A 26,210-nucleotide genomic window follows, 5' to 3' on the forward strand; every position below is an offset into this window, starting at 1 on the left:
CCGACCGGCGCCGCAGCGCCGAGCGAGGAGGTACGCGGATGCCCGCTGCCGTCGTCACCCGGGCCCGCCCGCATGCTCGCCGCGCCGCTCCGCGCGCCCGGCTGCTGCCGGCGGTGGTGTCGCTGCTGGTCGCGGTGCTGACCGCCGGCTGCCGGTCGGAGGTGACGCTGAGCGCGCACGACGAGCGGCTCCAGGTCGTCACCACCACCGGCATCCTGCGCGATCTGGTCGGCCAGGTCGGTGGTGACCGGGTACGGGTCAGCGCGCTGGTGCCGGACGGCGCCGACCCACACAGTTACGAGCCGACCCTGCGCAACGTCCGCGACGTCGTGTACGCCGACGTCGCGTTCAGCAACTACCTGCTGTTGGAGGAGCAGGCGATCATCAAGGCGCTGGACGCGAACCTGCGCGACGGCGTACCGAACGTCTCGCTGGCCGAAGGGGCGGTGAAGTACGCGGCGGAGATCATCCCGCTGGTCGAGGACGTCTCGCTGGACACCATCTGGCTCGGCATGCGGGTCCGGGGCACCGGCGCGGCGCACGGTGCCAACCGCTCCTCCGACGTGCTGCTGCACGCCACCGCCGTGGAGGGTCCCGGAAGGCTCGTCGCCTATCTGACCGAGTCGTTCGGCGACCCGTCGTTCTATGTCGACTCCACCGACGGGTTCGACCCGGCCAACGGCTACCGGGACGACACCGCGACCCTGCCACCGGACGCACACACCCACATGAGCTGGGCGTTCACCGAGCCGGGCGTCTACCGGCTGGCGATGCGGGCGGAGCTTGCGGTCACCCCGGACACCGCGCCCGTGCCGATGGGGGAGCAGGTCTTCACCTTTGCCGTCGGGGTGGATCCGCACTCGGTGCCGGGAATGGCGGGCGCGGCGGTGCTGAACTCGGGGCACGCGGACATCAGCGTCGACCTCGACCAGCGTCGGCTCGATCTGTTGGCCGATCCGGAGGGCGGCGGCACGGTCAACCAGCGGGTGTACGACCCGGCCGGCACCGTGATCGAGGTGCCGAACAAGGCACTGCGGGAGGTGCCGGGCGACCGCAGGTACCGGTTCCTCGGGCGGCCGGGCACCCAGGTCCACCAGCTACCCCAGGCGGTACTCGGCAAGCACGTGCACGGCGAGATCGACCCGCACCTGTGGCAGAACGTCCGCAACGTCATCGCCTACGTGGAGCTGATCCGGGACACGCTGATCGGGGTGGACCCGCAGGGCGCGGGGGAGTACCGCGGCAACGCCGCGACCTATGTCGGCGAGCTCGAACGACTCGACGCCTTCGTGCGGGACACCATCGCCCGGATCCCGCCCTCGCAACGCCACCTGGTCACCACCCACGACGCGTTCGGCTATCTCGGCCAGGCGTACGGGATCGAAATCTCGGGTTTCGTCACCCCGAACCCGGCCACCGAGCCGAGCCTGGCCGACCGGCGCCGGCTCACCGAGACGATCCGCAACCTCGACATCCCCGCCGTGTTCCTGGAACCGAACCTGGCGGCCCGCTCCGCCACGCTGACCGAGGTGGCCCGGGAGGAAGGGCTGCGGATCTGCCGGATCTACGGCGACACCTTCGACGACGAGGTCACCGACTACGTGCGGATGATGCGGTTCAACGCCGAATCGCTGCACGACTGCCTGGGCACGGCACGATGAGGGAGGAAGCAGTGACGGCAGGACGAGCCCGATCGCGCCGCTGGGCCGGTCGGCAGCGCCGGGACGCGGCGCCGAGGCCGACGCGCGGGCGAGGCGCCCGCGCGGCGACGAGGGTGCTGCGGTGCGTCGCGGGAACGATGCTCGTGCTGGCGGCGACGCCCAGCCCGGCGCTCGCCGAGCGGCCGGGTGCGGTCTCCGCCGAGCGGCCGGGTGCGGGACCTGTCGCACAGCCGAGTCCGGGTCTCCGACAGTCGATCGCGGCGGACCAACCGCTGGCCACCGGCCGGGTGACCCTGGCGACCGGACACGTGGACATCGGCCCTCGCTTCGTCGACGACAAGTGGACCCTCCTGGTGCACGACGGCACCCAGGCCCAGCCGGTGTGGCGCGATCCCGACGAAACCGTGTTCCGGGTCTCCGACGCGGCGTTGCGCCCCGTACCGGACGATCCGGCGTACGCCTTCCTCGACATCGAGGCCGGCAAGCGGGTGCATGTGGTGCCACAGGTCCAGGGCCAGGGAGTGGTCTGGCTCGGCTGGAACAGCCAGGATCCCCGGGTGATGCGGACCATCGACCGCGGGATCACGCTGAGCCTGCTCGGCGTGCGCGGGCCGGGCACCCTCACCACCTTCCTCCAGTCCGGCAACTTCGCCGCGCCGCAGGTGCTGTGGCGCTCGGCCGAGCCGGCGGCCCAGCCGATCTGGGTCGAGGTCAACACCCACACCCACGCCAACTGGGTCTTCAGCACCCCCGGTGTCTACCTGGTCTCGGTCCAGGTCTCCGCCGACCTGATCAGTGGCGAGAAGGTCTCCGCGACCCGGACGCTGCGCTTCGCGGTCGGCGACGCGGCCAGCGCGGACGAGGCGTTCGCCGCTGTGGCGGACGTCCCGGCACCCACCGGGCAGGGCGCACCGGGCGACGGGCCGGCCGAGGCCGGCGACGCGTCCGGTGGCCCCGGTACGACGCTGCTCGCCGCGCTGGTCGGTATCGCGGTCCTGCTCGCGGTGGCTCTCGTGGTGGTGCTGGTCCGCGGTGCCGGGGCGCGGCGCCGGGCCGAATTCGAGCGCAGCGCGCCGCCGACGGACGGTCGTTCGTGAGAGCGCTGGGGATCGAAAACCTGGACGTGGACCTCGGCGGCCGGCCGGTCCTGCGGGACGTACGGCTGCACCTCGAACCGGGGGAGTTGGTGGGACTGCTCGGCCCCAACGGGGCGGGCAAGACCACCCTGCTCCGCACCGTTCTGGCACTGGTCCGCGCCAGGGCCGGCCGGGTGCTGGTGGAAGGGAAGCCGTCCCGGCCCGGCCGGGCGGGCATCGGGTACGTGCCGCAGCGGCACGAGTTCACCTGGGACTTCCCGATCTCCGTCGAGCAGGCGGTGCTGACCGGCCGGACCGGTCGGATCGGACTGCTCCGCCGTCCCGGTGTCGCCGACTGGCGGGCCGTCGGCGAGGCGCTCGACCGGGTGCAACTCACCGGACTGCGCGGGCGCCCGGTCGGCGAACTCTCCGGCGGGCAACGGCAACGTGTCCTGGTCGCCCGTGCTCTCGCGCTGGCGCCGCGCATCCTGCTGCTCGACGAGCCGTTCACCGGACTCGACATGCCCACCCAGGAACTGCTCGGCGACCTCTTCGCCAGCCTCGCCGCCGAGGGGAGGGCGGTGCTGATGACCACCCACGACCTGGTCGCGGCGATGGAGTCCTGCACCCGACTGGTCCTGCTCAACCGCACGGTCGTCGCCGACGGGCGACCCGACGAACTCCAGGACGTCGAGGTGTGGATGCGTACCTTCGGGGTCAGCGAGACCTCCCCGCTGTTGAAACTCGTGAGGGCGGCCTAGTGTCGATCACCGACTTTCTCACCGACCTGTTCAACCCCGACCTCGCCTTCCTGCCCAAGGCGCTGGCCATCGCGGTGATGTCCAGCATCGTCTGCGGCGTCGTCGGCTGCTACGTCGTACTCCGGGGGATGGCCTTCATCGGTGACGCCGTCGCGCACGCGGTCTTCCCCGGCCTCGCGGTCGCCTTCGTGCTACAGGGCAGCCTGGTCCTCGGCGGTGCCGTCGCCGGGATAGCGACCGCCCTGCTGATCGCGATCTTCGCGCAGAACCGGCGGCTCAAGGAGGACTCCCTGATCGGCGTCTTCCTCGTCGCCGCCTTCGCCCTCGGCATCGTGATCATCTCGCAGGCACCCGGGTACGCCGGCTCGCTGCAACAGTTCCTCTTCGGCTCGATCACCGGCATCCCGGACCGGGACCTCTACCTGGTCGGCGGCACCGGCCTGGTCATCCTGGGGCTGGTCTTCGCGCTGCACAAGGAGTTCGTCGCGGTCTGCCTGGACCGGGAGATGGCCCGATCCATGGGCATGTCGGTCTTCTGGCTCGACATCGTCCTCTACGTGCTGGTGACCCTGGCCGTGGTGATCTCGCTACAGACCATCGGCAACATCCTCGTGCTGGCCCTGCTGATCACCCCTGCGGCGGCGGCTCGGCTGCTCACCGACCGGCTCGGTGTGATGATGCTGCTCGCCCCCGTGATCGGCGGCACGTCCGCACTGGTCGGGCTCTACCTGTCGTGGAGCTACGACGCCCCGGTCGGCGGCACGATCGTGCTGGTCGCCACCGCCGTCTTCCTCGCCGCCTGGCTCTTCGCCCCGAGGCACGGCCTGCTGACCCGACGCTGGCGCCGCCGCACAGCGGTAGAGCACGCCGGCGCGACGGGAACGGACGAGCGCCCCGACCTTGCGACCGTAGGGTCGCCGGCCGTGCGTTAGCTGTCGGAGGGTGCGGGCGCAGCTACGCCGCAGGCGAACCGGACGGTGGTGCCCAGCACGAGGTCGCCGCCGGCCGGGGCCAGCACCTGGGCCGCGTCGGCGAGCGCGGCGGGCAGCCGATCGGCCGGAATGCGCTCCAGCAGTGCGCGAGCGCCGTGCGACCAGGCCCACGCCGTCCAGTGGTCGACGTCGCGGAACCGGCTCTCGAACGGCACCTCGTCGACCGTGACCTGCTGGAAGCCGGCGGCATCGACCAGTGCGGCGACCGACTCGGCGGTGCCGAACAACGGCTCCCGGTCGGCCGTCGGTGGCCGACGGTGCTCCTCGGGGAGGTGCTGCGCCAACGTGCGCAGCGCCTCGTCGAAGCGGGCGTCGTGGGCGGCGAAGGTGCTGAAGCCGAGTCGTCCGCCGGGGCGGAGCAGCCGCCGGTAGGCGCGCAGCGCATCGAGGGGCGCGGGGAGCATGAAGACCACGAGTCCGGCGAGTACCGCGTCGAAGCTGGCCTCCGGCAGCGGCGGGGCCTCGGCGTCGGCGACCTCGACGCGTACCTGGGACAGCCCGGCGGCGGCCACGTCGGCCCGGGTCAGCTCGACCATCGTCGGGGCCAGGTCGATGCCGACGACGCGGCCGGTCGGCCCGACGGCGTCGGCGGCCGGCAGCAGCACGGCACCCCGTCCGCAGCCCACGTCGAGCACCCGCTCACCCGGACGGAGGCCGGCCCGGCGCACCAGTTCCCGTCCCATCGGGCCGAAGAAGTCCACGCCGGTCCGGTCGTAACTCGGGGCGCCACGGTCGAACACCCCGGCCATCTCCTGTTTGACACGGGCCGCCTTGTCCGCTTCGGTGCTGTCGTTCACGTCGGTCTCCTTCCAGGGGTGTTTGCAGCAGGTGAGCGCCCGCCGAGCGGTCGGTGTCCGGGTCAGCTGTGCGGGGTGGCCACGACGACGTCCAGCTTCCCGACGGTGGCGGTGAAGCCGGCATCGGCGAGTTCGTCGAGCAACTCCGTCGGGGAGACGACGTGCCAGGGGTACGCCACGACGATCTCGCGTTCGACGTTGCCGTCCTGGCCGAGGGTGCGGTAGCTCATCGTCCAGGTGACGGTGTTGTTGCCGGCGGGGCGGGCCTCGCCGCCGCCCTGGTAGGTACGGCCGCCGATGGTGATGCTCGCGAAGGTGGTCGGCGGGATGGTGGTCACCTCGGCGGGCGGTTGCAGGTTCACGATCAGCGGCGCGGAGGGTGTCAGGCGTTCGTGCAGGGCGGTCCAGAGCGTCCGGCGCTGCTCCGGGGCGAGGTGGCCGAGCATGTTCATCGCGAGTACCCCGCCGAGGCGGGCCGGAGGCGTCCAGTCCTGGATGCCGGCGGCGACCACGGTCACCCTCGGGCGCCGCGACTCGTTGTCGAGGAGTCGGGACAGCAGGACCGCGCGGAGGATCGGCGACGGCTCCACCGCGACGATCTCGGCGCCTGGCAGCGTCTCTGCGACGAGCAGGGTGCCCAGCCCGGTCCCGGCGCCGATGTCGAGGATCGGCCCCTGGTCCGGGACGGCGCGGTGCAGTGCCGTGACGACCGGCGTCCGGAACGCCTGCCAGGCGTCCCGGCTGAACACGTCGATGAACTCACCGGATTCCGCATAGAGGTCGGCCGTCATCGGCTGTATGCCTTCCTGTCGAGGGTGGTGATGGTCGCACCGGCCCGCCCCCTTCGAGCGTGTGCTCCGGTTCGCCGCGGGCAGCGTCGGGAAGCGTCTCGGCAGCCGTGGTCTGTGCACCCACGGCTGCCGAGACGGGTTTCCTCCAGGCGGTGTTCAAGTTCCTCAGATGGCGGTCAGGGTCAGTGTCGCGACGTACTGACCGGCGGCGGTGTCGGTCGGCAGTTCCAGGTTCAGTCCGGCACCGAGTTGGGCCGTGCCCCGGCCGTCGCCGGCAGATGCGGTGCCGAGCACACTGCTCGCGGCCAGGCCGTTCCCGTTGGTGAAGCCGGGCGCGACCGTCGGCCCCGCGACGACTCCCTGACCCTGGGCCTGGGCCAGCACCGTCGGTGCCCAGCCGAGGTACTTCCCGCCGACCCGGTTCTGCCCGGCGGTGAAGTCACCGAGCTGACCGGCGACGTTCCAGCCGGGTGAGCCGGGCCGGGTGTCGGTGACCGTGATCGGGCGCAGGTCACCCGTGCTCTGCCACCGGTCACCGGCCGGGGAGAGCATGGCCGCCGGCAGGTTCACCGTACGGTCGTCGGGGTCGACGCTGACCACCAACGAGCCCTGCGCCCCGACGGTGACCCTGATCGTCTGCGACGCCGCCGGTGTGCCGGCGTCCTCGACGTTCAGGGTCACCGGAGCGCTCTCGGCCACCAGCACGTTCCCGTCCCGGTAGAGGCGGACCAGGTACTGGCAGTCGTCGAGCTGCGCCGTGGCGGTGAACGAGTACGCCACCGCCACCTCGCTCGGGATCTCGGTGAAGTCCGCCGCTCCCGGGCACCTGCTGAACCAGCGGTACTGGTCCAGGTCGGTGACCGGATTCTGCACGGCGCTCAGGGTCACCGCCGCGCCCGGGGCGTAACCGGGCTGCAGGCCCTGCACGGAGAGCTCGACCTCCGGGTCCGGATCCGGCAGGTCGCCGACCACGAACCGGTACGGCACCGGGCCGGTGGAGATCGGCGTGCCGTCGGCCAGGGTGGCGTCGGCCTGGAAGGTCAGCGTGTAGCTGCCCAGGGCGCTGAAGACCCAGTTGGCGTGGGCGTGGGTCATGATCGGCACGTCGATCGCGTCCGGCAGCCCGTCGTCGCTGCGAAACTTGATCAGCGGCTGACCGATCGGATCGGTCATGAAGACCGACACCCGGCCCGGCCCGGCCACCTCGACCAGGCTCAGCCGCACCTTGTCGCCCTGGAACACGCCGGATCGCAGCGTGGTGGTGTTCCAGCCCGGCCACAGCAGGTTCGGCTCCTGGGTCATCGGCAGCATCCAGATCGTCGAGCCCGCCGGCCCGAGGAAGGCGTACGCCGGCAGGTCCGGCACCTCGACGGCGGCCTCCGGCAGGACCTGGAAGGTCACGTCCGCCGGATCCCGGGTGACCGACGGTTCCACCGTGTCGTCGTGCACCTTGAGCACGAGTTCGCCGTCCTCGTAGTGCACGTCGACCGCGTCGGTGTGGCCGGTGGACAGCACGACCTTGTCCTGCGCCAGTGCCGGTGTGGCACCGGGCAGCAGTAGGCCGCCGAGGCACACGACGGCGGCCCCGGCAGCAGCGGCGAGGCGCTTGGGATTTCTCGTCGTCATCCCTCCCTCTACTCCTTCTATGAAATGAAAACGGGTTTCAGATTCGCCGGGAAGTTAGCACGCCCTCGGGGGCATGTCGAGTGGGCGATCGACCGTCCCCGGAAGGGCTCGTGGTGCCGGCGGCGTACACGCTTGACAGTTTACTGAAAATGGTTACCGTTTGCTTTGGCTGCGGCGCGGCGCCGTGGCGTGAGGAGGATTCGCATGCGAGCCAGGATGACCGCGTTGACCGGCGTCACTGCGGCGATCACGGCCGGCCTGCTGGTCGGGGCCGTACCTGCCCAGGCGGCTGCCGTGCAGCTGTCCCAGGGGCACGTCGACGCGGTGGACGTGGCCTTCGAGGACGGTGAGTTCGAGATCTCCGTCCACGACGAGACCGTGGACCCCGACGTGGAGCGCGACCCGGCCGACGTGATCTTCGTCGCCAGGCCGGAGGCGGCGGTGGCCGTGCCGGACGACCCGGCGTACGCGTTCCTCGGCGCCCCGGGCGCGACCGTCCACATTCTCCCCGAGGTCCAGGACGAGAACCTGCTCTGGGCCGGCCTGGCCACCGAGGAGATCGAGGCGGGCGTCTTCGTCGGCGACAGCGTCCGGATCCGGTTCACCCGGGTGACCGGTCCCGACGGGTTCAGCATCTTCGTCACCGACCCGCTCGGCGCGCCCGACGTGCTGGTCGACAGCGAGGACGGCCTGCCCGACGTGATCACCCGGCCGGTCGGCGGCCACATGCACGTCAACTGGGCCTTCGAGACGGCCGGCACCTACCGGGTCAAGGTCGACGTCACCGGCAGGCTGGCCGCGACGGGCGAGCGCGTCACCTCCGACCCGGTGTGGCTCACCTTCAAGGTCCAGAGCTGAGCCACGACCCGAGAAGCGGAACTGGAGCAGCGATGAGACTCGTACACCGGACCCTGGCCCTCGTGGCGGCCGCGACCGCCACCGTCCTCGGCCTGACCGCCACCCCGGCGGCCGCGGCAACTATCGAGACCGGCCACCTCGACGTCCTCGACGTCGACTACACCGCCGGAGCCCTCACCCTCGACATCAGGTCGTACAGCCCTGCCAACGACGACCTCTCCCCGGCGGGGACGACGCTGCGACTGCGGTCGACCTCGGCCATCGCGGTGCCCAGCGGATCCGCCTGGAACTGCCTCGGTGCCGCCGGGGCGACCGTCTACGTCGCGCCGCAGGCCGAGAACCCCAACCTGATCTGGCCCGGATGGAACACCGAGGACGTGCCGGCGGCCCAGGGGCCGGTGCGGATGGAACTGGTCGGTGTGTCGTCCGTGCCGGCCGGCGGGCGGTTCGCCCTCTACACCACCAACTCCTTCGGCACGCCGACCTTCCGGCTCAACTCCAACAGCGCCGCAGGCTGCCCGATCTCCGTCTGGCCCGGCAACATCGGCGCCGGTGGCCACGCCCACGGCAACTGGGCGTTCTCGGCGCTGGGTACCTACACCCTCTCGTTCCGGGCCACCGCGAACGGTGGCGCCGGAGTTGCCAGTCCGACCGTCAACTACACGGTCCAGGTCGGCTGAGAGCGGCGTCCTGACCGCCGCGTCCCCGACGGCCCGCTTCGGACAGTCGGGGACGCGGCCTCCGCCGCGCCCCGGCGAACGCATCCGGCGATTGCCGGGGCCGGCACGAGGGCTGGACGGGCGAATGGCCGATCAGGCAAGGTAGGAATCGCGGTTAGTACATTCACCAACACCGACGGTGATGCTTCCGACATTGAGGAGTCTGCATGTCCCTCGACGTACCCACCGCCCTGCTGGAACGGGCCGAGGCCGGCCCGGTCGACGACGCCGAGTTCGTCGCCTGCGTACGCGACTCGCTGCCCTACGCCTGGGCGGTGATCAACGAGGTCGCCGGTGACCTCGACCGCGACGGCGGCGACTTCGCCGACCACGAGGTGCCGCCACCGAGCGAGGCCGAGCGGGGCCAACTGCTACGGGCGCTGGCCAGCGACGCGATCCGAGGAGCGCTGGAGCGCCACTTCGGAGTGAAGCTGGCCTTCCAGAACTGCCACCGGGTCGCCGCGTTCTCACCGTCCGCCATGGACGGCGAGCGCTACCGGGCCTTCATCTCGACCCGGGGCCAACTGCTCAACCAGTCACCCGAGCTGCGTGACTGCTGACTCACCGGGCGACGCGCGGCCGGTCCGGCCGCGCGTCGACCTCTTCCTGCTCGCCGGCCAGTTCCCCGGCGCCGACCACGCCGCCACCCTCGGGCACGCGGTGGACTACGCGATCGCCGCCGAGGCGGCCGGATTCGACGGTGTGTGGCTCGCCGAGCACCACTTCATCTCGTACGGCGTCTGCCCCTCGGCGACGACGCTCGCCGGCTTCCTGCTCGGCCGAACCAATCGGCTCCGGGTCGGCACCGCGGCGGCGATCCTGCCCAACCGCCACCCGGTCGCGCTCGCCGAGGAGGCGGTACTGCTCGACGCCGTCTCCGGCGGGCGGTTCGACCTCGGGGTGGCCCGTGGCGGCCCCTGGGTCGACCTGGAGGTCTTCGGCACCGGACTGGATCGGCACACCACCGGCTTCCCGGAATCGCTCGACCTGCTCCTCGACGCGCTCTCCGGACGGCCGACCGTCGCCGGGAGCGGTCCGGTGCACCGGTTCCGGCAGGTCGCCATGGTGCCCCGACCGAGCCGGCCGCTGCCGGTGTGGCTGGCCGCCACCACGTCGCCGACCGTGGACCTCGCCGCCACCCGAGGGCTCCCGCTGCTGCTCGGCATGCACGTCGACGACGCAGCCAAGGCCGCCACCCTCGACCGATACGCGGCCACGGCCACGGCCACCGGCCGGAACACCACGGCGGCGGAGCACGTCAGCGCCCACCTGGCGTACGTCGCCGACACCGTCGCCGAGGCCGAAAAGGAGCTGCGCGACACGCTGCCCGGCTGGCTCGCCCGCACCCGGGAGTACGTCCGGATCGACGGCAGCCCACCCGCGCATCGCGACCTGGACGCCTACGTCGAGCACCTGCTCGCGATCCATCCAGTCGGCCCACCCGACCGCTGCGTGTCGCGGCTGACCGCCACTCTCGCCGCCACCGGCGCCCGGCGCCTGATGCTGGCCGTCGAGGCCGCCGGGCACCCTGACCGCACGCTGGCGTCCATCCGGCGCCTCGGTGCGGAGGTTCTGCCGCACCTCGCCGTCTCCAACTGAGATCCGGGCCCGCCGGAACCTGCCGACGTAGCCGCCTCGGGCGGCCCGGACGGCTGTACCGCTTTCGGGGAACATCTGTCTCACGTCGTGGCGGCTTTGTGGAAACGACTACCAAGTCCGCTAAGGTGTGGCCGGAACCACAGGAAACGTACCCATTCCCGGAGGATCAGCCGTGAAGATCGCATTTGTCGGTAAGGGAGGCAGCGGAAAAACCACGCTCGCCGCCCTGTTCGCTCGCCACCTCGCGGCGCAGGCGCCGGCCGGCACTCCGCTGCTCGCGATCGACGCGGACATCAACCAACACCTGGCCGTGGCGCTCGGCGCCGCGGAGGACGAGGCGATCACGCTGCCCGCACTGGGCGACCACCTGACCGAGATCAAGGAGTACCTGCGGGGGACGAACCCCCGGATCTCCTCGGCCGCGGCGATGGTCAAGACCACCCCGCCCGGTCGCGGCTCCCGACTGCTGCGAGTCGCCGAGACCAACCCGGTCTACGACACCCTGGTACGCGAGATCGGCGGCGTCCGGCTCGCGGTGACCGGGCCGTTCACCAGCGAGGACCTCGGGGTGGCCTGCTACCACTCCAAGGTCGGCGCGGTGGAACTGATCCTCAACCACCTGGTCGACGGCCCAGGGGAGTACGCGGTCGTGGACATGACCGCCGGGGCCGACTCGTTCGCCTCCGGCCTCTTCACCCGCTTCGACGCCACCTTCCTGGTCTGCGAGCCGACCCAGCGCAGCGTCGGCGTCTACCGGCAGTACGTCGGCTACGCCGCCGACTACGGCGTCCGGGTGCACGTGGTCGGCAACAAGGTCGAGGACGCCTCCGACGTCGAGTTCCTCCGCGAACACGTCGGCGACGACCTGCTCACCTGGCTCGGCCGCTCCGGCTACGTCAAGGAGGCCGAGCGGGGCACGCCGGGCCCGATCGACACGCTCGAACCGGCGAACCGGGCGGCGCTGGAGACGATGCGCGGCGCCGTGGACGCGGCGGAGCAGGACCGGGCCACGTACACCCGTCAGGCGGTGCACTTCCACCTCCGCAACGCCACCGCCTGGGCAAACGACCGGACCGGCGAGGACCTCGCGGCACAGGTCGACCCGGACTTCGTCCTCGGCCCCGAGGCACTGCGTTCCCCGCTGCTCCAACAGGCCTGACTTCCGCGACGACCGGGCGGCGGGCGGGTACGAGCGCCGCGTGCTCCTCCGCCATCACATGCGTCCTGGTCGATCGATTCGCGGGCGCGCAGGTTGCGGCGGAGCCGGCCGGCTCGACGGTGCGATCGAGCTGGTCGGGCGCCCGCTGGCGGCCGCTCGATCGTGCTAGCCTCCGATTGAAAGCGAGAATCACTTTCATGTAACTGGGGGACTTCGTTGTGTCGACGCAGCCACTCCGGGACCGGGTGGACAGCCCTGACCCGGTGGATGCCCGCGCCGCGCCACACCGTGGAATGCGGCGTACGTCCGGGTCGGCGAAGCGGAGTCTGGTGCTGCTCGTCGGTCTGCTGCTGGGCGCCCTGCTCGTCTCCGTGCCGGTGGTCATCGGTCTCGGCGCGGCGGTGGTGCCGCCGGGTGACACGGTGCGGTATCTGTGGGCGGGACTCACCGGTGGCACCATCACCGCCGACGAGGTGACCCGCTATCAGATCGTCTGGCAGATCCGTACGCCTCGGGTGCTGCTCGCGGCGTTGGTCGGTGCGGGTCTGGGCGTGGTCGGGGTCGCGGTGCAGTCGTTGGTGCGCAACGCGCTCGCTGATCCGTTCGTGCTCGGTGTCTCCTCGGGCGCGTCGGTGGGGGCGGTCGGTGTCACCGTCTCCGGCGGGCTTGCGTTCGCCGGTGTGTACGCGGTCTCCGCGGGTGCCTTCGTCGGCGCGCTCGTCGCCACCGTGCTGGTGTTCCTCGCCTCCTACAGCCGGGCTGGGCTCACGCCGCTGCGGCTGGTGTTGACCGGTGTGGTGATGTCGTTCGGCTTTCAGTCGGTCATGGCGATGATCGTCTACTTCTCGCCGGACAGTGAGGCGACGAGCACGCTGTTGTTCTGGTCGATGGGTGGCTTCGGTGCGGCGACCTGGGGCGTACTGCCGCCGGTCGCCGTCGCGGTGCTCGCCGGAACACTCCTGTTGCACCACCGGAGCCGAATGCTCGACGTGATGACCTTCGGGGACGAGACCGCCGCCAGTCTCGGCGTTGACAGCACCCGGGCCCGTACCGGCCTGTTCGTCGTCACCTCGCTGGTCACCGGAGCGATGGTCGCGGTCAGCGGGGCGATCGCCTTCGTGGGTCTGGTGTTGCCGCACCTGGTCCGCATCCTGGTGGGCGCCTCTCACGCCCGGGTCCTGGTCGTGACGCCGCTGGCCGGAGCGCTGTTCATGATCTGGGTCGATCTGCTCGCCCGAACCGTGGTCGCTCCCCGGGAGCTTCCGCTGGGCGTGATCACGGCACTGGTCGGGGTTCCGGCGTTCATCGCGCTGATGCGTCGCCGGGGTTACCTGTTCGGTGGCCGGTGACGATGGATCTGCGACTGGACGCCGTCACGGTCGCGGTCGACGGTCATCTGCTCGTCCGCGACCTGTCCTTGACCGTCGACCGGGGGCAGACGGTGGGGTTGGTCGGACCGAACGGCTCCGGCAAGTCCACCGCGCTGCGCTGTGTCTACCGGGCGTTACGGCCGAGCCGGGGCGTGGTGCGCGTCGGTGGCGACGACCTCGCCACCGTGCCACGGCGGAGGAGCGCCCGGTCGATCGCCGCACTGACCCAGGACGGTGGTAGCGACCTAGACTTCACCGTCGCGGAGGTCGTCGCGCTGGGCCGTACCCCGCACCTGCGCGGTAATCGGCCGCTCAGTGGCCGGGAGCGGGAACTGTGCGAGCAGGCGATGGCGCGGCTTGATATCGCCCATCTCGCCGACCGGGGCGTCCTCAGCCTCTCCGGCGGCGAGCGTCAACGGGTGCTCGTGGCCCGGGCGCTGGTGCAGGAGCCCGAGATCCTGGTCCTCGACGAACCGACCAACCATCTGGACATCCGACACCAGGTCGAGCTGCTCTCCCTGCTCAAGGGCGTCTCGCTGACGGTCCTGGTGGTCCTGCACGACCTGAACCTCGCCGCCGCGACCTGTGACCGGATCGGCGTGCTCTCCGGCGGGCGGCTCGTCGCCGCCGGCACGCCCGCGGAGGTCCTCACCGCCGACCTCGTGCGGAACGTCTTCGGGGTGGCCGCCACCGTCGTCACCCATCCCCTGACCGGCGACCCGCAACTGCTGTACTCCCTCGCGCCGCCCCACACCACGTAGTCAACTCCGACAGGTAAGTAGGTCCATCGATGTCCATCCCTCACCAGCGCTCCGCGACCATCCGCGGTACCGCGACTGCCCTTGTCGTCGTCGCGTTGTTGTCCGCCTGCGGAGCCACCGTCGACGACTCCGCCGCCCCCGACCGGAAGGTGGTCGTGCAACGCTGCGGCGAGGAGGTCGAATACACCACCCCCCGCCGGGCCGTCGTCTACGAGGGCGGCAGTGCCGACAAGATGTTCGCGCTCGGCCTCACCGACCATGTCCACGGGTACGTCATGCCGCCGGCCAATCCACCCGTCACCGAGTCACCCTGGGCACAGGAGTACGCGAAGGTGGAATTCCTCAGCGACGACCTACTCAACCGGGAGCTGGTCGTGGACGCCAAGGCCGACTTCGTGGTCGCCGGTTGGGGTTCCGGATTCAGCGACAAGCGGGGAATCACCCCGGAGATTCTCGACGGCCTCGGCATCCAGAGCTTCATGCACACCGAATCCTGCTTCAACTACCCGGGCTTCCCGCAGCGGACGACCCCGTTCGACGGCCTCTACACCGACCTCGAGCGCCTCGGCCGGATCTTCGGGGTCGAGGCACGGGCAACCGAGACCGTCCAAGGCTTGCGGCAGCGCGTCGAGGCGGTGAAGGCACAGACGACCGGCACGGACCGGACGCCGGTGTTCCTGTACGACTCGGGCACCGACCAGCCCTTCACCGCCGGCCGTCAGGTGCCACCGACCGACATCATCTCGTTCGCCGGCGCCCGGAACATCTTCGAGCAACTCGACGCGCGCTGGACCCAGGTGAGCTGGGAAGCCGTCGTCCAGGGCCAGCCGGAGATCATCGTCATCCTCGACTACGGAGACAAGCCGGCCCAGGAGAAGATCAACTTCCTGAAGACCTTCCCCACCACCAGGAACCTGCCCGCCGTGGTCAACAACCGGTTCTTCGTCCTCGACTACAACGAGGGAATCAGCGGACCACGCAACGTCGACGGTCTCGAGAAGTTCGCTGCATACCTCCGAAACCTCCAGCCCTGACCTCGGCGACGAATCGGCAGAGGAGGAAACCCGCCCGTGACCGCAGCGCCCCGCCTTCCCGAGAACGCCGTCAGTCAGCCGTCCATCCTGCGGGATCAGGCGTTTCTCCGGCTGTGGTCGGGCACCACCGCCTCCGGGTTGGCGACCTGGGCACTGCCGTTCGTGCTCGGCCTCGCGGTACTCGACCATGAACTCTCCCCGGCCGGGCTCGGGCTGCTGCTGGCCGCCCGCACGGTGGGATTCCTCGCCGCGGTCGCCGTCGGCGGGGTGATCGCCGACCGCTACTCCCGCCGCAGGGTGGTGCTGTTCTCCGGGCTGGCCGCCGCTGCCGCGACGCCGGTGATCGCGGCAGGAACGGGCTGGTCGATGCCGTTGACAGCCGTCGCGGCAGCGGTCGCCGGGGCCGGACAGGGCGCATGTCGGCCGGCGTTCCAGGCACTGACCGCCGAGGTCGTCGACGAAAGACGACGCCAGCAGGCCAACGCCGCCATGACCCTCTCCGTCCGGGTCACCACGCTGGTCGCACCCGCCCTGACCGCGCTGCTGGCCACCGTCCTCGACACCAATGCCCTGCTACTCGGGATCGCCCTTCTCTGGCTGGCCACGGCCCTGCTACCGCCGGCGGGGGCACCCGCACCACCCACCGGACAGGACCATGGCACCTTCTTCGCCGAGTTCGCCGACGGAGTGCGCGAAGCCCGCCGACACCCCTGGTTTCTCGCCGGTCTGGGCGCGCTGACCGCCGTCATCGCCACCGGCTACTCCGCCACCGGGGTCGCCCTACCGCTGATCAGCCGAGACCGGTACGGCACCGAGGCCGTCCTGGCTGGGGCGGCCACCGCGTACACCATCGGCGCGCTCGCCGGTGCGCTGTTGATCGCACGGTGGCGCCCGCGAAGCCAGGGCTGGGCCGCGCTCGCCGGCCTGGCCTGCTACGGCTTCGCCCCACTCAGCCTCATGCTGCCCGTGCACCCCCTCCTCGTGATCGCCGCGTACGTACTCGCCGGCATCGGGATCGAACTGTTCAACGTGCCGTGGTTCACCGCCACCCAACGTGAAGTGGAACCCCGCAAACTAGCCCGGGTTTCCTCGCTGGACTTCCTCACCTCCTACGGACTCGCCCCGCTCGGGCTCGCCCTTATCGCCCCCGCGATCCACACCTTCGGCGCGACCGCCGTACTCGGCACCACCGCGCTCGTCTGCTTCCTTGCCCCCGCACTCGCCGCGACCGTCCCCAGCGCCCGGCGTTTCGCCAACTCTCACCCTCACCGTCATCCGGCCCGTAATGACAACGAAAATCAAATCGGATAGCCTGGGCTTTCACGATGAGAGGATCGCCAGTGGCTGTACCAAAGCGGAGGATGTCCCGGTCGAACACCCGGCACCGACGGGCGCAGTGGAAGGCGAGCCTGCCGCCGTTGACCCCGTGCCCCTGCCCGCGCAAGGAGATGGTGCTGCCGCACCACGCCTGCGTGCACTGCGGGCTCTACCGGGGGCGCCAGGTGGTGGAGCAGCCGTGACCGCTCGGCTGCCGGTGACGGTGCTCTCCGGTTTCCTCGGTGCCGGCAAGACCAGCCTGCTCAACCATGTGCTGGCGAACCGGGAGGGACTGCGGGTCGCCGTCATCGTCAACGACATGAGCGAGGTCAACATCGACGCCGCGCTGGTCCGCGACGGCGGTGCGCTGTCGCGGACCGAGGAGCGGCTGGTCGAACTGACCAACGGCTGCATCTGCTGTACCCTCCGCGACGATCTGCTCGACGAGGTGGCCCGGCTGGCCCGGCAGGATCGCTTCGACTATCTGCTCATCGAGTCCAGCGGCATCTCCGAGCCGATGCCGGTCGCGGCGACCTTCGCCTTCGGGGTCGAGGACGGGCAGGTGCTCGACGACATCGCCCGGCTGGACACCACGGTCACCGTCGTCGACGCGGCCAGTCTGTTCGATCGGATCGAGGCGGGAGAGACGCTGGAGCAGCGCGGGCTGGCCGCGTACGACGGCGACGACCGCAGCGTCTCCGACCTGCTGGTCGACCAGATCGAGTTCGCTGACGTCCTGGTGGTGAACAAGACCGACCTGGTCACGGCGGACGACCTCGCGGTGGTGGAGGCGTTGTTGACCCGGCTCAACCCGGCGGCCCGGCAGGTCCGCGCCGTACACGGACGGGTGCCCCCGGCGGAGATCCTGCACACCAACCGCTTCGACCTGGAGCGGGCGGAAACCGCACCCGGCTGGGTGGCCGAACTCAACGGCGGCCACGTCCCGGAGACCGAGGAGTACGGCATCTCCAGCATCGTGTTCCGCGACCACCGGCCGTTGCATCCGCAGCGGCTGTGGGACCTGCTCGGCGACGGGCTCGACCGGTTCGGCGTACTGCGGTCCAAGGGCTTCCTGTGGTTGGCCAGCCGCCCGGACGTGCAGGCGCTCTGGTCCCAGGCCGGCCCGTCCGGGCGCTGCGACCCGGCCGGCGTGCCGGTCGTGGTCTCCGCAGAGTGGCCGGAGGATCCGGCAGAACGGGCCGGCCTCGAAGCCCGCTGGCATCCGGTCTTCGGCGACCGGCAACAGGAACTCGTCCTGATCGGCGTCGGGCTGGACGCCGACGGGCTGCGTACGGCGCTGGAGGGCTGCCTGCTCACCGAGGCCGAGATCGCGGCCGGCGAGGACGCCTGGCGAGACCTACCCGACCCTTTCCCGGCCTGGGAACTCGCCGACCTCGACCATCACGAGCACCCGGCGCCGGTCGGCGCCGCCGGCCCTCACTGACCATGCCCGGCGGGACGCTCCGGCGGAACGGCAACCGGGCGCTGCTGGCCTTCCGGGTCGCCGGGGAGGCGCCGTGACCACCTCTCCGTCGGGTCCCGGGGGCGTCGTGGTGGTGCTCTGCGACGGGCAGCGGTGCCGGGCATTACGCTCCCGCGCGGCGGTGGGATCGGTCGTTGCCGGCGGCGCTGACCTGCTCGACGTGCTCCGCGAGGTGGTCCGGGGCAGCAGAGGTGCCGTCCTCGTCCGGGGGCAGTGCCTGGGAGCCTGCCACCGAGCGCCGCTGGTTCTCTTGGTGCACAACGGGAGCCGCCCGGACGGCAGGGGCAGGCGCGGCTCGCTCGTCGGTCCGGTGGAGCGCGCGGAGCAGGTAACCGAGGTTGTCAACCTGGTCCGGCAGGCTGACCGGCGGCCGGACTGACGACACCAGCCCGCGGTCGCGAGAGGGACCGCGGGCCGGTGGCGACCACCGGTCAGCGACGATGGCCGCCGTACACGCTTCGTGCCTCGAGTGATTCCAGGTCGATTCGACGGCCCAGCCAGGTACCAGATGCGATCGTTCTCGGCCGCACCGACCAGCAGGTGGCCTACCCGCGCCGCCCGGTCGATGCGTACCGTGCTGGTCGTCAGTGCTGCTTGGCGCCGTGTCGGGCGTACTTGGCGCGGAACTTCTCCACCCGGCCCTCGGTGTCGACAAAGCGCTGCCGGCCGGTCCAGAACGGGTGGCTGGCGGAGGAGATCTGCACGTCGATGACGGGGTAGGTGTTGCCGTCGGTCCACTCGACCGTCTGGTCGCTGGTGGCGGTGGAGCGGGTGAGGAAGGCGAAGTCGGCGGCGCGGTCGCGGTAGACGACGGGCCGGTACTCCGGGTGGATGCCGGGCTTCATGCGGGTTCTCCTTCGGTGTCGGTCGGGTTCTGGTCGGCTGGGTCAAGGTCGGGGAGGGGAAAGCAGCCGGCGAACGGATCGGGGTAGCGGCGCCAGGTTTCCTCGCCGTCGGCGAGTTCGGCGTCGCTGAGCAGGCAGCGGTTGAGGGTGCGGTGCAGGTCGGCCGGGTCGAGGTCCAGGCCGATGAAGACCAGGTGCTGGTGGCGGTCGCCGTAGTAGGGGTCCCAGTCGAGGGTGGCGGCGAGCTGCCGGTGAACCGGCTGGTGCTCCCAGTGCTCCTCGGGCAGGGCGGTCAGCCAGTGCCCGAGGCTGCCGAGGCCGAGCCCGCCGCCCGCGAAGTCCCAGGCGACGGCGGTGTGGGGCTGGCTGGCCAGCCAGAGGTGGCCACGGGAGCGGATCGCCTCGGCCCCGAGGTCTTCCAGCGCGTCGTGCAGCCGCTCCGGGTGGAACGGGCGGCGGGCCCGGTAGACCACCGACACCACGCCGCAGTCCGGGTGCGGCTCGTGTACGCCGAGGAGGTGGCCCTGCAGGCCGCGAGTCAGCACGCCCGGAGTCTCCGGGTGGTGCCGGCCGGTGCCGCGCAGCTGCCGGTTCAGGGTGTACGCGTCGACGAGGTCGCCGTCGACGCGCACCTGCGTCGCCCACGGCACCATCCGCGCCAGCAGTACCGAGAGGCGATCGGTGTCGTACGCCCCCTCCGGTGACTGTCCCCACAGGACGACGGTGTCGGCGTACTCGAGTTGACGGACGATCACGTCGGCGAGCCCTCGGTCGTCGTTGTCGGCGGCGTGGATGTCGAGGGTCCTGAGGTCGTCGGTGCTGGCCAGTCCGTCGAGCAGGTGCTCGGCGTCGGCCACGGTGACGTACGAGTCGATCCGGAGCAGGTCGGTGATCGGGGCGCCGTCGACCAGGCAGTGCTGGCAGGCGGCGGCGACCGCCTCCGGCTCGACCACCTCGGGCAGCATCAGCACCAGGTCGCGGCCGGGATGGGTGTGGACCAGGCGGGCCAGGGTGGGCAGCACGTCCTCGCGCAGCGTGCAGGAGACGCAGCCGTGGGCCAGCGTGATCCGCTCGTCCTCCAACACACCCGTGCCGTCGCGGACCGTCCGGCGTACCACGCCGTCGCGTACGGCCGTCAGGTCGTGCCGGACCAGCAGCAGCGAGGGGTCCGCCGCGAGCAGTGTCCGGGCGACCGCGTACGTCGCGGACGGCCAGAAGCCGCTGAGCACGGTCAACGACGGGCGGCTGCCGGCCGCCGGTGTGCTGGTGTCGGCCGGGGCGAGTGGTGACGTCGACATCACGATCCTCACAGGTAAACGAAAACGATTGCCATTATAGTATGGCGGCCGGCGGCGATCCGGGCCCCGGGTCGTCGCGGTCGATCCGCGACAGAGTCGTCGAGCCGCAGAAGTCGTCCATCCGTAGCAGAGGAGATGCCATGTCCCGACGATGTGAGGTCACCGGCGCCGAGCCCAGCTTCGGCAACGCCGTGTCCCACTCCCACCGGCGCACCCGCCGCCGGTGGAACCCGAACCTCCAGCGGCACCGCTACTGGCTGCCCTCGGAGAAGCGCTGGATCACCCTCAGGCTCACCGCCAAGGCGCTGCGCACCGTCGACCGCAAGGGCATCGAGAAGGTCGTGGCCGAGCTGCGCGTCCGGGGAGCGAAGCTCTGATGGCCCGGCAGACCGACATCCGACCGGTGGTCAAGCTGCGCAGCACCGCCGGCACCGGCTACACGTACGTCACCCGCAAGAACCGCCGCAACGACCCCGACCGGCTGGTCCTGCGCAAGTACGACCCGATCGTCCGCCGGCACGTCGACTTCCGTGAGGAGCGCTGACCCGGTCGCGACGGCACCCGGGATCCAGCCGTATCGGCGGCGTATCCGGGGGTGACATGCTCTAACCCCATCTGCGGGGGCCCGGCCAGCGGCGGTGGCCGCCCCGCCAGACTCGAAGGAGAGGGATGAGCAACCGAACCAAGCTGCGCTCCGGGCCGCGCGGGTCCACGCCGGCCGTTCCGACATCCGCCGGTCGCCGGCTGGCCATGCTCGCCTTGGCTTTCGCGCTCGGGGCACTACTCGCCGGCCCGATCGGTGCCGTGACGGCGGGCGGCGACGAGGCGCCGATGGCCGACGAGGTGGCGCGGCTACGCGCGGAAGAGGCACGGCGAGACGCCGCGCAGATCGTCGACCTCACTGCCCAGGCCAGGCAGGTGCAGCAAAGCCTCGTACCTGTTCTCGACGGGTTGGCCGTGGCGGTGCCGGTGGCGGGCGCGGCGCCCGGTCCGCTCGCGGCCCGGACCGTCGTGACCGACTGGCAGACGGCGACCGGCACGGCGGTCGAGGGTTTCGCCGACCCACCGTCCGCCGGCACGGGTGTCAACATTGCTCGTTCCGGCCTGGCAGCGGCCGTGCGGGCCCTCGACCTTGCCGTCGACACGTACGCGGCCGCGCTGGCCGCGCCGGACGCCGGACGACCGCCGCTGTTGGATCTGGCCGGGCGTCAGCGGGACGTGGCGGTCGCCACCTGGTCGACGGCGGCGACCCAGCTCGATGTACTCAACGTCGATGCCGGGAACGGACACGCCCATGTCTTCCTGCCCGCGGTGCCGGGGCAGGGCGCGTTGACGTCCGACGGCGCGCCGGAAGGCAAGTAGAACGCCGCCGCGCTGATCGGGCTACGGCGTCGGATGCCGCCTGGAAACTGCGGCTGCCAGGTGTGGTGAGGGGTGCTGTGCCTCGGGTTAGAGTGACTGACCCAGTTTCTCCGGTGAGAGGCAGGTCGGCACCGTGGTCGTACCGGACCGAGTAGACGCTCGGCTTGCCGGGTCGGGGGACGACGCCGACCCGGTCGTGCCCGTGAGCGAACCGGATCCGGGCGGGGCCCCGGTGGGCGAGCGCGACCAGCGTGTCGACGCCGACCATGATGACCAGCCGGCTGAGTCCGGCCAGCCGGCCCGCTCCTGGCGGCGTCCGTTCGGGGATCGGGTCGGCTCGGTCGAGGTACTCGCGCTGTTGCTGATCCTGCTGATCATGTTCCGGGGACCGGTGGCATCGCTGATCTCCACCCCCCGGATGCAGACCTGGACCACGGTCTTCGTCTCGGTGATGGTGCAGGCGGTGCCGTTCCTGGTCTTCGGGGTGGCGCTCTCCGCGGTGATCGCCGTCTTCGTGCCCCGGTCGTTCTGGGCGCGAGCGCTGCCCCGACATCCCGCGCTGGCCGTACCGGTGGCGAGCGCGGCCGGGGTGGTGCTGCCCGGTTGCGAGTGTGGTGCGGTGCCGATCGCCGGTTCACTGATCCGGCGGGGCGTGACTCCGGCCGCCGCACTGGCGTTCCTGCTCGCCGCTCCGGCGATCAACCCGATCGTGCTGGCCGCCACCGCGGTCGCCTTTCCGAACAATCCGGAGATGGTGGTCGGCCGGGCGGTGGCCAGCCTGGCCGTCGCGATGATCATGGGGTGGCTCTGGCTGCGGCTGGGCCGGACCGACTGGATCCGGCTGCCGCACCGGCCCGAACTGGACGACCTGTCGAAGGCCAGGGCGTTCTGGGCGGCGGTACGGCACGACATCGTCCACGCCGGCGGCTTCCTGGTTCTCGGCGCGATGGCCGCTGCCAGCATCAACGTGCTGGTGCCCGAACGCTGGCTGCAAACCCTGGCCGACAATCCGGTGCTGTCGGTGCTCGCGCTCGCGATACTGGCGGTGCTGCTGTCGATCTGTTCCGAGGCCGACGCCTTCGTGGCCGCCTCGCTGTCGCAGTTCTCGCTTACGGCCCGGCTGGCCTTCCTGGTGGTCGGTCCGATGGTCGACCTGAAGTTGATCTCGATGCAGACCGGCGTCTTCGGTCGCCGGTTCGCGGCCCGGTTCGCGCCGACGACGTTCGTCGTCGCCGTGCTGGTCGCGGTGGGAGTGGGGGCGGTGCTGCTGTGACCGGAATTCGCGTGCGGAGCACTGGTCGGGCCGGAGGTTTCCGGTGAACCGGCAGGCGCAGGCGGTCGTCCTGCTGCTGCTCGGCGGGTCGGTGCTCAAGGCCAGCCTCACCGACGTCTACCTGCGGTACGTCAAGGAGGGGCTGCGGCCATTCCTGATCGCCGCCGGTGCGGTACTGGTGGTCGCCGCGGTGATGACGCTGCTGCACGATCTGCTGCGGCGTCCTGGCGTGGCAGGCGGGGCGGGCGGCCACGACCATGGACAGGCTGGCGGTGGAGACGGAGATGGGGACGGACCGGCCGACGACGGGCACGGGCACCACGAACCCCGGGTGGGCTGGCTGCTGATCCTGCCCGCACTCGGGCTGCTGCTGCTGTCGCCACCGGCACTCGGATCGTATGCGGCCGGGCAGTCCGGGACGGTGCTGGCCAATCAGGAAGTCGAGATCTATCCACCGTTGCCGGCGGGTGACCCGGTCCAGATCGGACTGCTCGACTACGCCGGACGGGCCATCTTCGACGAGGGCGACACGCTCCGCGACCGGCGGGTGCAGCTCACCGGCTTCATCGCCCCCGGACCGAACGGCGAACCGATCCTGGCTCGGATGATGCTGTCCTGCTGCGCTGCCGACGGCCGGCCGATCAAGCTCGGCATGTCCGGGGACGTGCCCGCCGGGTTACCGCCGGACAGTTGGGTCGAGGTGATCGGGCGGTACACCACGCAGCTCGGCAAGGATCCGGTGAACGAGGTGGAGATCCCCTACGTCCAGGTCGAGTCGTGGCAGCGGATCGACCCGCCGAAGCAACCGTACGAGCAGTGAGGTTTGTTCGGGCATTCCCGGGGTTGGTCCTCGTCAAGATGGACCGGCACCGGACCTAGATCGACCTCATGTCGAGGGTGTGCCAGACGGTCTCCTTGCCGACGCCGGTCGACCACCAGAGATAGCCGCCGCGGGACTGTACCGTGCCGACGCCGCGCGCGATCTCGACAGTGCGCCGCTGGGTGATGTCATAGAGGTAGAGGACGCGACTGCTCTGCTCGGGATTGTCGGCGTTGCCCTCGGTCAGCACCTCGAAGCGATCGAGTGCGGCCACGTCGACGACGGACGGCAGCGCGGTGTCCGGTGGAACGACCTGACGGTCGCCGCCGTCCGGCCGTACCAGGACACTCTGCGGCTGCCCTTCCAGCGGAACGACGAGCAACCGGCACCAGCTCGGGCTACAGGTGACCACCTCGTCCGGGATGGCGGCGACCTGCGTCGTCTGTCGCTCGACCACGTTGTGCAACCGGATCGGCCCACCGCTGCCGATGCTGATCAGGTAGGGCCAGCGGGAGAGTTCCCAGTCGCCGGGCTGCGCCTTGACGGTCACCGGGCCACCGTCGAGGGACACCGCACGTAGTTCCGTGTCGGTGCCCTGGTCAGGTGAGGCAGCGGCCCAGTGCAGCCACCCGTCGGTGATGGCGAGGTCGTACTCGGATCCGAGGTACAGGAACTGGCCGGTGTCAGCGGTCAACCGCCGGGCCGGCCGATCTCCGGCGAGGTCGGCGCTCCACAGCTCGGTATGCGCACGGCCGTTGGTGTCGATGGTCGACTCGGCCCAGACGATCGTGCCCTTCTCGACGGCGATGGCGGCGAACTCCGGCTCGTCGACGTTCGGGAGGCGGCGCAGTTCGCGCAGTTGTCCACCCGGGGCGCGGTAGAGCAGCCGCAAGTGGGCGGCGCCTGGCTCGGGCGCCGTGCCGATCGAGGCCGTCGCGTCGAGAAAAAGCGTCGGATGGTACACCGTGCCATCAGGCAAACTGGCGTTGATGCTGGCGCGCTGGGCGTTCGGCCAGACCTCTGCCGCGTGGGGCGGCAGCGTGGCGGTGGGCCCGGCCTCGGGCGGTGGCGGTCGCCAGAGCAGCACGCCGGCAGCCGCGACCGCGACGACCAGGGCGGCCGACCCGCTGACCCGGCGGCTGCCCACCCGCCGTCCGGCGAGCGTGCTGGGCCGGGCAGCGACACGGCTCATCTCGAACATCCCATCTGGCCGTCCACCCGTACAGTATCGCGATCGAGTTCTCCGATCGGGCACGATGGCGGCGGAGAGCGGTCGCAGCACGAGGACGCTGGTAGCCGGGCCGACACCAGGTGAGTCTGGGACGACGGACCACCGGGATGCGGCATCAGCGGGGCCGTTTACAGTGTCGGTCACCCGTACCGGATGGCCCGGTGCGGCCCCGTGCCCGTCGCCGGGAGGTGGGCTTGTCGAGCAGGCCGGTCATCGGCGCGCCCCGACGGGCGAGAACGCTGCTGAGCCTGACCGTCGCCGTGGCGGCGAGCTGTGTGCTGCTGCTGGTTCCGCCCAGTGACCGACAATCCGCCTTAGCGCCGGTGTCGGCGGTGCTCGCCTGGCCGGGCGCGCAGCGCGGAAGCGTTCCCGCCGACCTGCCCGACGGCACCGCCTACACCCCAGCCTGGTTTCTCGACGCCCGAACGTCGATCGGCACCGCTCGGAGTCGTGACGGCGCCTTCCTGCGGCTGGTGGTTCACCAGGCTGACGGGTCGCTGCGGCAGCTGCGACGTCTGCCGACCGGCGACGCCCCGTCGATCGCGGCGGTCACGGTCAGCGGTGAGGTGGTGGTCTGGGCCGAAGGCCACGGGAACCGCAGTCCGCAACTGTGGGCGGTCAACCTCCGCGACGGACGACCGCCGTGGCTGGTGACCGTCGACACCGGCGAGGCCCGCTTCTACCAGTCGGAGTACGACCTGGTGATCGCGGACGGCCGGGTGCGCTGGGTAGCCACCGCCGACAACGACGTGACCGAGGTGCGGTCGGTGGCGCTGACCGGCGGCCGGGTGCAGATCACGGTGGAGACGGGTACGTGGCAACTGTCGGCGTGGCCGTGGCTGGTCGACGGCGCTACTTCCGTTTCCGGCTCGACCAGACTGAGAAACGTCGTCACCCGCCGCGACGTCGCGGTGTCGCCGAGCCGCAGGGCGGTGACAAACTGCAGTCCACGCTGGTGTCGGGTCGTCTCGTTGACCGGAGACGGCTACCGCATCGATCTGATGAACCCTGACGGCACGGACCGCCGTAGAGTCGCCGAGGGCTCGGTGGAGACCGCCGTCACCGACGTCGGCGCGCTCGACCGCTTCGACGTGTACGCGGAACTCGGCGGCAATGCGGACCTGACCGGCAGTGTGCGGCTCTTGGTCTACGACATCGCCCGGCGGAGACCGGTCGAGGTCAGTCCCGCCGCCGCCGACGTCGTCTATCGCGGCGGGGTGCTGTGGTGGTCGACCGGTAACCAGGAGCTGTTCCTACGGCACAGCCTGGACCTGCGCACCGTCTGACCGCGGCTGCGGAGTGACGCCGTCCGGAGGTCGGGAGACTGTCAGATCCCGTAGCTGCGTCCTGCGATGCTGTGTCCTCCGTGCCAGTGGC

The 26,210-nt window shown here is 71.0% G+C and carries 28 protein-coding genes; 22 read left to right on the forward strand and 6 right to left on the reverse strand.

Going from position 1 to position 26,210, the window contains the following annotated elements:
* Nucleotides 1-38: 38 nt before the first annotated feature.
* The 4 genes from C6W10_RS11595 (at nt 39) to C6W10_RS11610 (ending at nt 4,430) form a co-directional block, all read left to right on the forward strand.
* Nucleotides 39-1,661, forward strand: a complete 1,623-nt coding sequence (locus C6W10_RS11595) for an anchored repeat ABC transporter, substrate-binding protein (RefSeq protein WP_107258068.1) — start codon at nt 39-41, stop codon at nt 1,659-1,661.
* Between the two features lie 137 nt (nt 1,662-1,798).
* A complete protein-coding gene (locus C6W10_RS11600; RefSeq protein WP_107263867.1) occupies nt 1,799-2,758 on the forward strand; it encodes a choice-of-anchor M domain-containing protein in 960 nt (319 codons plus the stop codon).
* 26 nt (nt 2,759-2,784) lie between these two features.
* Complete coding sequence (locus tag C6W10_RS11605) at nt 2,785-3,498, forward strand: anchored repeat-type ABC transporter ATP-binding subunit (RefSeq protein ID WP_369938677.1); 714 nt, start codon at nt 2,785-2,787, stop codon at nt 3,496-3,498.
* The gene (locus tag C6W10_RS11610; protein WP_107258070.1) at nt 3,498-4,430 is read left to right on the forward strand and encodes an anchored repeat-type ABC transporter permease subunit; all 933 of its coding nucleotides are present in this window, start codon (nt 3,498-3,500) and stop codon (nt 4,428-4,430) included. Before C6W10_RS11605 ends, C6W10_RS11610 begins: the two co-directional genes overlap by 1 nt.
* On the opposite strand, the gene C6W10_RS11615 is transcribed toward C6W10_RS11610, so the two are convergent.
* From C6W10_RS11615 to C6W10_RS11625, 3 genes are all read right to left on the reverse strand, one after another.
* Nucleotides 4,427-5,239, reverse strand: coding sequence for a class I SAM-dependent methyltransferase (locus C6W10_RS11615; protein ID WP_107263868.1), 813 nt, complete (start codon nt 5,237-5,239; stop codon nt 4,427-4,429). The genes C6W10_RS11610 and C6W10_RS11615 overlap by 4 nt on opposite strands.
* A gap of 110 nt (nt 5,240-5,349) precedes the next feature.
* On the reverse strand, nt 5,350-6,078 hold the full coding sequence (locus tag C6W10_RS11620) for a trans-aconitate 2-methyltransferase (protein WP_107258071.1): 729 nt from the start codon (nt 6,076-6,078) through the stop codon (nt 5,350-5,352).
* Between the two features lie 165 nt (nt 6,079-6,243).
* The gene (locus C6W10_RS11625; protein ID WP_107258072.1) at nt 6,244-7,704 is read right to left on the reverse strand and encodes a choice-of-anchor M domain-containing protein; all 1,461 of its coding nucleotides are present in this window, start codon (nt 7,702-7,704) and stop codon (nt 6,244-6,246) included.
* Between the two features lie 204 nt (nt 7,705-7,908).
* Here C6W10_RS11625 and C6W10_RS11630 point away from each other — a divergent pair, with 204 nt between their 5' ends.
* From C6W10_RS11630 to C6W10_RS11685, 12 genes are all read left to right on the forward strand, one after another.
* Nucleotides 7,909-8,562, forward strand: coding sequence for a choice-of-anchor M domain-containing protein (locus C6W10_RS11630; protein ID WP_234361707.1), 654 nt, complete (start codon nt 7,909-7,911; stop codon nt 8,560-8,562).
* 32 nt (nt 8,563-8,594) lie between these two features.
* Complete coding sequence (locus tag C6W10_RS11635; RefSeq protein WP_107258074.1) at nt 8,595-9,242, forward strand: choice-of-anchor M domain-containing protein; 648 nt, start codon at nt 8,595-8,597, stop codon at nt 9,240-9,242.
* 206 nt (nt 9,243-9,448) lie between these two features.
* The gene (locus C6W10_RS11640) at nt 9,449-9,841 is read left to right on the forward strand and encodes an SCO5389 family protein (RefSeq protein ID WP_107258075.1); all 393 of its coding nucleotides are present in this window, start codon (nt 9,449-9,451) and stop codon (nt 9,839-9,841) included.
* A complete protein-coding gene (locus tag C6W10_RS11645; RefSeq protein WP_107258076.1) occupies nt 9,831-10,880 on the forward strand; it encodes an LLM class flavin-dependent oxidoreductase in 1,050 nt (349 codons plus the stop codon). Before C6W10_RS11640 ends, C6W10_RS11645 begins: the two co-directional genes overlap by 11 nt.
* Nucleotides 10,881-11,052: 172 nt before the next feature.
* Nucleotides 11,053-12,039, forward strand: coding sequence for an ATP-binding protein (locus C6W10_RS11650; protein WP_107258077.1), 987 nt, complete (start codon nt 11,053-11,055; stop codon nt 12,037-12,039).
* 329 nt (nt 12,040-12,368) lie between these two features.
* Nucleotides 12,369-13,388, forward strand: a complete 1,020-nt coding sequence (locus C6W10_RS11655; protein WP_234361708.1) for an iron ABC transporter permease — start codon at nt 12,369-12,371, stop codon at nt 13,386-13,388.
* 2 nt (nt 13,389-13,390) lie between these two features.
* Entirely contained in the window at nt 13,391-14,170 is a 780-nt protein-coding gene (locus C6W10_RS11660) for an ABC transporter ATP-binding protein (RefSeq protein WP_107258079.1), read from the forward strand.
* A gap of 29 nt (nt 14,171-14,199) precedes the next feature.
* The gene (locus C6W10_RS11665) at nt 14,200-15,204 is read left to right on the forward strand and encodes an ABC transporter substrate-binding protein (protein WP_107258080.1); all 1,005 of its coding nucleotides are present in this window, start codon (nt 14,200-14,202) and stop codon (nt 15,202-15,204) included.
* Between the two features lie 36 nt (nt 15,205-15,240).
* Nucleotides 15,241-16,515, forward strand: a complete 1,275-nt coding sequence (locus C6W10_RS11670; RefSeq protein ID WP_234361709.1) for an MFS transporter — start codon at nt 15,241-15,243, stop codon at nt 16,513-16,515.
* Between the two features lie 29 nt (nt 16,516-16,544).
* Entirely contained in the window at nt 16,545-16,724 is a 180-nt protein-coding gene (gene rpmF / locus C6W10_RS11675) for a 50S ribosomal protein L32 (RefSeq protein WP_107258081.1), read from the forward strand.
* The gene (locus C6W10_RS11680; RefSeq protein ID WP_107258082.1) at nt 16,721-17,965 is read left to right on the forward strand and encodes a GTP-binding protein; all 1,245 of its coding nucleotides are present in this window, start codon (nt 16,721-16,723) and stop codon (nt 17,963-17,965) included. Before rpmF ends, C6W10_RS11680 begins: the two co-directional genes overlap by 4 nt.
* A gap of 160 nt (nt 17,966-18,125) precedes the next feature.
* Nucleotides 18,126-18,383 carry a hypothetical protein gene (locus tag C6W10_RS11685; RefSeq protein ID WP_159104545.1) on the forward strand — a complete coding sequence of 86 codons (258 nt, stop codon included), beginning with the start codon at nt 18,126-18,128 and terminating at the stop codon, nt 18,381-18,383.
* Between the two features lie 205 nt (nt 18,384-18,588).
* Here C6W10_RS11685 and C6W10_RS11690 read toward each other — a convergent pair whose 3' ends face one another.
* Together C6W10_RS11690 and C6W10_RS11695 are read right to left on the reverse strand one after the other, a co-directional pair.
* Complete coding sequence (locus C6W10_RS11690) at nt 18,589-18,849, reverse strand: type B 50S ribosomal protein L31 (RefSeq protein ID WP_107258084.1); 261 nt, start codon at nt 18,847-18,849, stop codon at nt 18,589-18,591.
* On the reverse strand, nt 18,846-20,150 hold the full coding sequence (locus C6W10_RS11695) for a GTP-binding protein (RefSeq protein ID WP_199854015.1): 1,305 nt from the start codon (nt 20,148-20,150) through the stop codon (nt 18,846-18,848). Before C6W10_RS11695 ends, C6W10_RS11690 begins: the two co-directional genes overlap by 4 nt.
* Nucleotides 20,151-20,287: 137 nt before the next feature.
* Between C6W10_RS11695 and rpmB the strand changes: the two genes are divergently transcribed.
* From rpmB to C6W10_RS11720, 5 genes are all read left to right on the forward strand, one after another.
* The gene (rpmB, locus tag C6W10_RS11700) at nt 20,288-20,524 is read left to right on the forward strand and encodes a 50S ribosomal protein L28 (protein ID WP_107258086.1); all 237 of its coding nucleotides are present in this window, start codon (nt 20,288-20,290) and stop codon (nt 20,522-20,524) included.
* Complete coding sequence (gene rpmG / locus C6W10_RS11705; protein ID WP_107258087.1) at nt 20,524-20,691, forward strand: 50S ribosomal protein L33; 168 nt, start codon at nt 20,524-20,526, stop codon at nt 20,689-20,691. Before rpmB ends, rpmG begins: the two co-directional genes overlap by 1 nt.
* A 287-nt stretch (nt 20,692-20,978) precedes the next feature.
* Entirely contained in the window at nt 20,979-21,509 is a 531-nt protein-coding gene (locus C6W10_RS11710; RefSeq protein WP_159104546.1) for a hypothetical protein, read from the forward strand.
* A gap of 202 nt (nt 21,510-21,711) precedes the next feature.
* Nucleotides 21,712-22,782, forward strand: a complete 1,071-nt coding sequence (locus C6W10_RS11715) for a permease (RefSeq protein WP_234361710.1) — start codon at nt 21,712-21,714, stop codon at nt 22,780-22,782.
* Nucleotides 22,783-22,825: 43 nt separating this feature from the next.
* On the forward strand, nt 22,826-23,602 hold the full coding sequence (locus tag C6W10_RS11720; RefSeq protein WP_107258089.1) for a TIGR03943 family protein: 777 nt from the start codon (nt 22,826-22,828) through the stop codon (nt 23,600-23,602).
* Nucleotides 23,603-23,657: 55 nt separating this feature from the next.
* Here the strand turns inward: C6W10_RS11720 and C6W10_RS11725 are convergent, their stop codons facing one another.
* A complete protein-coding gene (locus tag C6W10_RS11725) occupies nt 23,658-24,794 on the reverse strand; it encodes a hypothetical protein (protein ID WP_159104547.1) in 1,137 nt (378 codons plus the stop codon).
* Between the two features lie 233 nt (nt 24,795-25,027).
* On the opposite strand from C6W10_RS11725, the gene C6W10_RS11730 reads away from it, so the two are divergent.
* A complete protein-coding gene (locus C6W10_RS11730) occupies nt 25,028-26,119 on the forward strand; it encodes a hypothetical protein (RefSeq protein WP_234361711.1) in 1,092 nt (363 codons plus the stop codon).
* Nucleotides 26,120-26,210 lie beyond the last annotated feature (91 nt).

It is taken from the genome of Plantactinospora sp. BB1 (assembly GCF_003030385.1).
In the GTDB taxonomy this organism is placed as follows: domain Bacteria; phylum Actinomycetota; class Actinomycetes; order Mycobacteriales; family Micromonosporaceae; genus Plantactinospora.

Coding starts and splice junctions, on each gene's coding strand:
- C6W10_RS11710 (WP_159104546.1), top strand. CDS start 20,979: ATGGCCGACGAGGTGGCGCGGCTACGCGCGGAAGAGGCACGGCGAGAC.
- C6W10_RS11595 (WP_107258068.1), top strand. CDS start 39: ATGCCCGCTGCCGTCGTCACCCGGGCCCGCCCGCATGCTCGCCGCGCC.
- C6W10_RS11615 (WP_107263868.1), bottom strand. CDS start 5,239: ATGGCCGGGGTGTTCGACCGTGGCGCCCCGAGTTACGACCGGACCGGC.
- C6W10_RS11690 (WP_107258084.1), bottom strand. CDS start 18,849: ATGAAGCCCGGCATCCACCCGGAGTACCGGCCCGTCGTCTACCGCGAC.
- C6W10_RS11600 (WP_107263867.1), top strand. CDS start 1,799: ATGCTCGTGCTGGCGGCGACGCCCAGCCCGGCGCTCGCCGAGCGGCCG.
- C6W10_RS11630 (WP_234361707.1), top strand. CDS start 7,909: ATGCGAGCCAGGATGACCGCGTTGACCGGCGTCACTGCGGCGATCACG.
- C6W10_RS11625 (WP_107258072.1), bottom strand. CDS start 7,704: ATGACGACGAGAAATCCCAAGCGCCTCGCCGCTGCTGCCGGGGCCGCC.
- rpmG (WP_107258087.1), top strand. CDS start 20,524: ATGGCCCGGCAGACCGACATCCGACCGGTGGTCAAGCTGCGCAGCACC.
- C6W10_RS11660 (WP_107258079.1), top strand. CDS start 13,391: ATGGATCTGCGACTGGACGCCGTCACGGTCGCGGTCGACGGTCATCTG.
- C6W10_RS11640 (WP_107258075.1), top strand. CDS start 9,449: ATGTCCCTCGACGTACCCACCGCCCTGCTGGAACGGGCCGAGGCCGGC.
- C6W10_RS11620 (WP_107258071.1), bottom strand. CDS start 6,078: ATGACGGCCGACCTCTATGCGGAATCCGGTGAGTTCATCGACGTGTTC.
- C6W10_RS11725 (WP_159104547.1), bottom strand. CDS start 24,794: ATGAGCCGTGTCGCTGCCCGGCCCAGCACGCTCGCCGGACGGCGGGTG.
- C6W10_RS11665 (WP_107258080.1), top strand. CDS start 14,200: ATGTCCATCCCTCACCAGCGCTCCGCGACCATCCGCGGTACCGCGACT.
- C6W10_RS11635 (WP_107258074.1), top strand. CDS start 8,595: ATGAGACTCGTACACCGGACCCTGGCCCTCGTGGCGGCCGCGACCGCC.
- rpmB (WP_107258086.1), top strand. CDS start 20,288: ATGTCCCGACGATGTGAGGTCACCGGCGCCGAGCCCAGCTTCGGCAAC.